Source organism: Clostridium algifaecis, assembly GCF_017874415.1.
Classification (GTDB): domain Bacteria; phylum Bacillota; class Clostridia; order Clostridiales; family Clostridiaceae; genus Clostridium_B; species Clostridium_B algifaecis.
Genome location: NZ_JAGGLM010000041.1, coordinates 1 through 4,781, shown reverse-complemented (window position 1 = coordinate 4,781; position 4,781 = coordinate 1). Strand labels below are relative to the sequence as shown.

The following is a 4,781-nucleotide window of genomic DNA, read 5'->3' as shown; positions in this document are numbered from 1 at the left end:
GTCTTCGGGCTTACCAGCCCTTTAAATAAGTGTAATTGGATACAATTCCAGTAAAAATACAATTTTTACTGGAATTTAGATGCGAAATCTCTGCAATTTGATAAATAACATTGCAAATCAAACCAATCTACTTTCATTAAATGCCGCTATTGAAGCTGCAAGAGCAGGTGAAGCTGGAAAAGGATTTTCTGTAGTAGCACAAGAAATTAGAAAGCTCTCCGAACAATCAAAACTTTCATCAGAAAATATTACTTTATTGATTAACAATATTTTTAATGATACAGAACTTATGATTAAAACAACGAGTATTATGAATACTGAACTTGCAAAACAAAAAAATAGCATAGAGACTGCCATTGATTCCTATAACGTAATAAATGCAGCAGTAGATAAAATAACCCCCAAAATTGAATCTGTTAACTCTTCAGCAGTAACCTTAAATAACAATAAAAATCATATTATAGATGAACTTAATTTAGCTTCTTCTATAGCAGAAGACATATCCTCTTCTACAGTAAAGATTTCTATATCGACAGAAGAAATGACAGCTTCTTCTGAAGAAGTTTCTCATACTGCTAAAAACTTGAATTCTATGAATAAAGATATAATTAAGAAAATCAACAAATTTAAACTAGTAAAAAGTTATAGTTGACATAGTTAAAAAAATATGATAATTTAAATACATAAATAACAATAAATTGATTTTAAGCGAGTCGTATAACCGGCGGAAGTGGACTATAACCACAGGGAGTACGATTTTTAAGAGCCGACCGCCTGGGCAATCAAAAAGCCCGGGCGGTCTTTTTGATTAATATGTAATATTTATGTCAATATGTAATAAGAATATTTTGATTTGTCTGAATTGTAACTTATTTTAAGAGGCATAATAATTTAAAAAATAGTAAAAATATTAATTAAAAGGAGAGTTTTTATGCAAAAACAATGGAGTAATTTTAAAGAAGGAAATTGGACTAAAAATATTGATGTTAGAAACTTTATACAGAAGAATTACAATCCTTATACTGGTGATGAGAGCTTTTTAACATGTCCTACTGAGAAAACTCAGAATGTTTGGGAAAAATCAGAAGAATTAATTCTAAAAGAGATTGAAAAAGGCGGAGTACTTGATGTAGATACTAAGACAGTATCTGGTATTGACAGCTTTAAGCCTGGATATATAGACAAAGAAAATGAAGTTATAGTTGGGCTGCAGACAGATGCACCACTTAAGAGAATGGTAAATCCGTTTGGCGGCATAAGGATGGCTAAAGAGGCTCTTGATGACTATGGATATAAAGTCGATGAAGAAATGAACAATATATTTACGAAATATAGAAAAACTCATAATGAAGGCGTTTTTGATGCATATACAGAAGAAATGAGAGTAGCAAGACACGTTGGTCTTTTAACAGGACTTCCAGATGCCTATGGAAGAGGAAGAATTATAGGTGATTTTAGAAGAATAGCTTTATACGGAATAGATTACTTAATAGAACAGAAAAAGAAGGATTTAAAAGAATTAAAAGGACCTATGCTTGAAGACTTAATAAGACGTAGAGAAGAAGTTTCAGAACAAATTAAAGCACTTAACAAAATGAAAAATATGGCATTAAGTTATGGAATAGATATTTCAAAACCTGCAGCAAATGCAAAGGAAGCTATTCAATTCACTTATTTTGGATATCTTGCAGGAGTAAAGGAAAACAATGGTGCTGCAATGTCCCTTGGAAGAGTTTCCACATTTCTTGATATATACATTGAAAGGGATCTAAAGGCAGGAATTATAAATGAGCAGGAAGCACAGGAGCTCATTGATCAATTTGTAATTAAATTAAGACTTGAGAGACACCTTAGAACTCCTGAGTATAATGAATTATTTGCAGGAGATCCTAACTGGGTAACTGAGTCTATAGGTGGAATGGGAATAGACGGAAGAACACTGGTTACTAAAAATTCGTATAGATTTTTAAATACTCTTACAAATTTAGGACCTGCACCAGAACCTAATATGACAGTTCTCTGGTCACAAAATCTTCCAGAAGAATTCAAAAAATACTGCAGCAGGATGTCAATAGAAACTGATGCAATTCAATATGAGAATGATGATATAATGAAACCTATATATGGTGATGACTATGCGATAGCCTGCTGTGTATCTGCTATGGCAGTAGGAAAACAGATGCAGTTTTTCGGTGCAAGATGTAATTTGGCAAAATCTCTCCTTTATGCAATAAATGGAGGAATTGATGAAAAAAAATTCGAAAAGGTAGTGCCAGACATAGATAGGATAGAAGATGAAGTACTTGATTATGAAAAAGTTAAGGATAATTATTTTAAAGTAATGAGATATGTAGCAAGCTTATATGTAAATACTCTTAATCTCATTCACTATATGCATGACAAGTATGCCTACGAAGCAGGCCTAATGGCACTTCACGATACTGATGTTCATAGATTTTTAGCTTGTGGTATAGCAGGACTTTCAGTAGCAGCAGATTCACTAAGTGCAATAAAATATGCAAAGGTAAAACCAATAAGAAATGAAGATGGAATTGCCATAGACTTTGAAGTTTTAGGAGACTTTCCAAAGTACGGAAATGATGATGACAGAGTAGATGACATAGCAGTTGAAATTGTAAAGAAATTTTCAAGTGAGCTTAAGAGAAATAAGACATATAGAAATGCAGAACATACATTATCTGCACTTACAATAACTTCAAATGTAATGTATGGCAAAAAGACAGGAACAACTCCTGATGGAAGAAAAGCAGGGGAACCTCTTGCACCTGGAGCTAATCCAATGCATGGAAGAGACAAGGAAGGAGCCCTTGCATCATTAAATTCAGTTGCTAAAATACCATATCGTTCAGTGTGTCAGGATGGTGTGTCAAATACTTTTTCAATTGTTCCAGATGCGCTTGGAAAAGATAATAACATGAGAAAAAATAATCTTGCTGCTATATTGGACGGATATTTCTCAAAGGGAGCACATCACTTAAATGTAAATGTAATGAATAGGGAAACATTAATAGATGCAATGGATAATCCAGAAAAATATCCTACACTTACTATAAGAGTATCAGGATATGCAGTTCATTTTGTTAAACTTACGAGAGAACAGCAGCTTGAAGTTGTACACAGAACTTTTCATGAAAGAGTTTAATTGAACAGAAATTTTAGAATTTGAAGGGATGTTTATATGGGAAAAATTCATTCTATAGAAACTATGGGACTTGTAGATGGCCCTGGTATAAGAGTAGTGGTATTTTTTCAGGGCTGCAGGCTTAGATGCGCATTTTGCCATAATCCAGATACCTGGGAGTTTAATGCTTCTGAGGATATAGATGCTCATGATCTTTTAAAGAAAGTCTTAAGATTTAAAGCATACTTTGAAAAATCAGGTGGTGGAATTACATGTTCTGGTGGAGAACCGCTTATGCAGCCTGAATTTTTGATTGAATTTTTGAAACTCTGTAAGGAAAATAATATAAACACAGCAATTGATACATCGGGTTTTGGAAAGGGAACATATGATGAAATTTTAAAGTATACAGACCTTGTAATTCTTGATATAAAACATGTAGATGAATATGGTTATAATAAGCTGACTGGTGGAAGAATTCAAGAATTTTATGATTTTGTACAGGCGATTAATAAATCAAAATCAAGGCTTTGGATAAGACATGTAATGGTTCCTGGCATTACAGACAATTATGAGCCTATGGACAAAATTGTTAATATAATAAAGAATCGTGTTAACTTAGACAAATTAGATAACTTTGAAATTCTTCCATACCATACACTTGGAGTAAGCAAGTATAAAAAGCTTGGTTTTAAATATAAATTAGACAATGTAAAGAGTATGGATAAAGAAGCTGCATCAGCTTTTGAAAAGTATGTTATAAATAAACTGAATCTTTAGGTTAAAAACAGTAACAAAATAAATTAATTTTAATATTATATATCAGATAGACCTTTTGGTTTATAAACTTATCCTTTGTTTTTATATATTACATAAAAACAAAGGAGGTGATAAAATGGATATCAAGAGAAGAAATATTCCAGTTGATCTTACTAAGTGTAAATATTTAGGCAAAGGTCATAGTGGAGAAGTTTATTTAATGCCAGACAAGAAGAGGATTATAAAGATATTTAAAAGTGCAAACAGCTGCAAGGCTGAATTTGATATATTAAAATCAGTAGAAAAAAGTCTCCATTTCCCTAAAGCTTATGAGCTTGGCAAATATTATATGATTAGGGAGTATGTAGGAGGAACGAGTGTATATGACTATATAAAAGCACATGGTATAGAAAAGTCTTTTGTTTTAAATATAGCAAGTTTAATTGATGAGCTGAAATCATATGGATTTACAAAATTGGAACTCAGATTTCCACATTTGTTTGTACAGGAAGATGGAACACTCATGCTTATAGATCCAAGGAAGAGTTATGAAGAAGATATACCTTATCCAAAATCATTTTTAAGAAAATTAAACAAAATGGGACTTTTAGATGAGTTCTTTAAAATACTTCAGAAAGAGAGACCAGATATTGACTGGCAGAAATATTATACTGTAAAATAATGTAATCATTTATATTGTAAGTAGATTGTAATAAATAATCTACTTACATTTTTTTTTATAGAAATCTAGAGGTATAATAATTATAAAAATTAATTAGATTTATATAGTAAGCGATAAACTACCAAGTGTATATGTACAAAAATAAACGGCCATTTGTTAAAATGGTCGCAGTTTGTCATTTGTTCTTTTTACATGAAG

4 protein-coding genes and 1 riboswitch are annotated in these 4,781 nt (G+C 31.6%); all 4 genes read left to right on the top strand.

Features of this window, described 5'->3' with window-relative positions; translation table 11 throughout:
* Positions 1-97 precede the first annotated feature (97 nt).
* The 4 genes from J2Z42_RS14225 (at position 98) to J2Z42_RS14210 (ending at position 4,583) form a co-directional block, all read left to right on the top strand.
* Positions 98-652, top strand: a complete 555-nt coding sequence (locus tag J2Z42_RS14225) for a methyl-accepting chemotaxis protein (RefSeq protein WP_281063563.1) — start codon at positions 98-100, stop codon at positions 650-652.
* Between the two features lie 55 nt (positions 653-707).
* A riboswitch (ZMP/ZTP riboswitch) is annotated at positions 708-787 on the top strand.
* A 144-nt stretch (positions 788-931) separates the two neighbouring features.
* Positions 932-3,163 carry a formate C-acetyltransferase gene (pflB, locus tag J2Z42_RS14220; protein WP_209703425.1) on the top strand — a complete coding sequence of 744 codons (2,232 nt, stop codon included), beginning with the start codon at positions 932-934 and terminating at the stop codon, positions 3,161-3,163.
* Positions 3,164-3,199: 36 nt separating this feature from the next.
* Complete coding sequence (gene pflA / locus J2Z42_RS14215; protein WP_209703424.1) at positions 3,200-3,922, top strand: pyruvate formate-lyase-activating protein; 723 nt, start codon at positions 3,200-3,202, stop codon at positions 3,920-3,922.
* A gap of 115 nt (positions 3,923-4,037) precedes the next feature.
* Positions 4,038-4,583 (top strand): protein kinase, encoded by a 546-nt coding sequence (locus J2Z42_RS14210; protein ID WP_209703423.1) that lies wholly within the window; start codon positions 4,038-4,040, stop codon positions 4,581-4,583.
* The last annotated feature ends 198 nt before the right edge of the window (positions 4,584-4,781 follow it).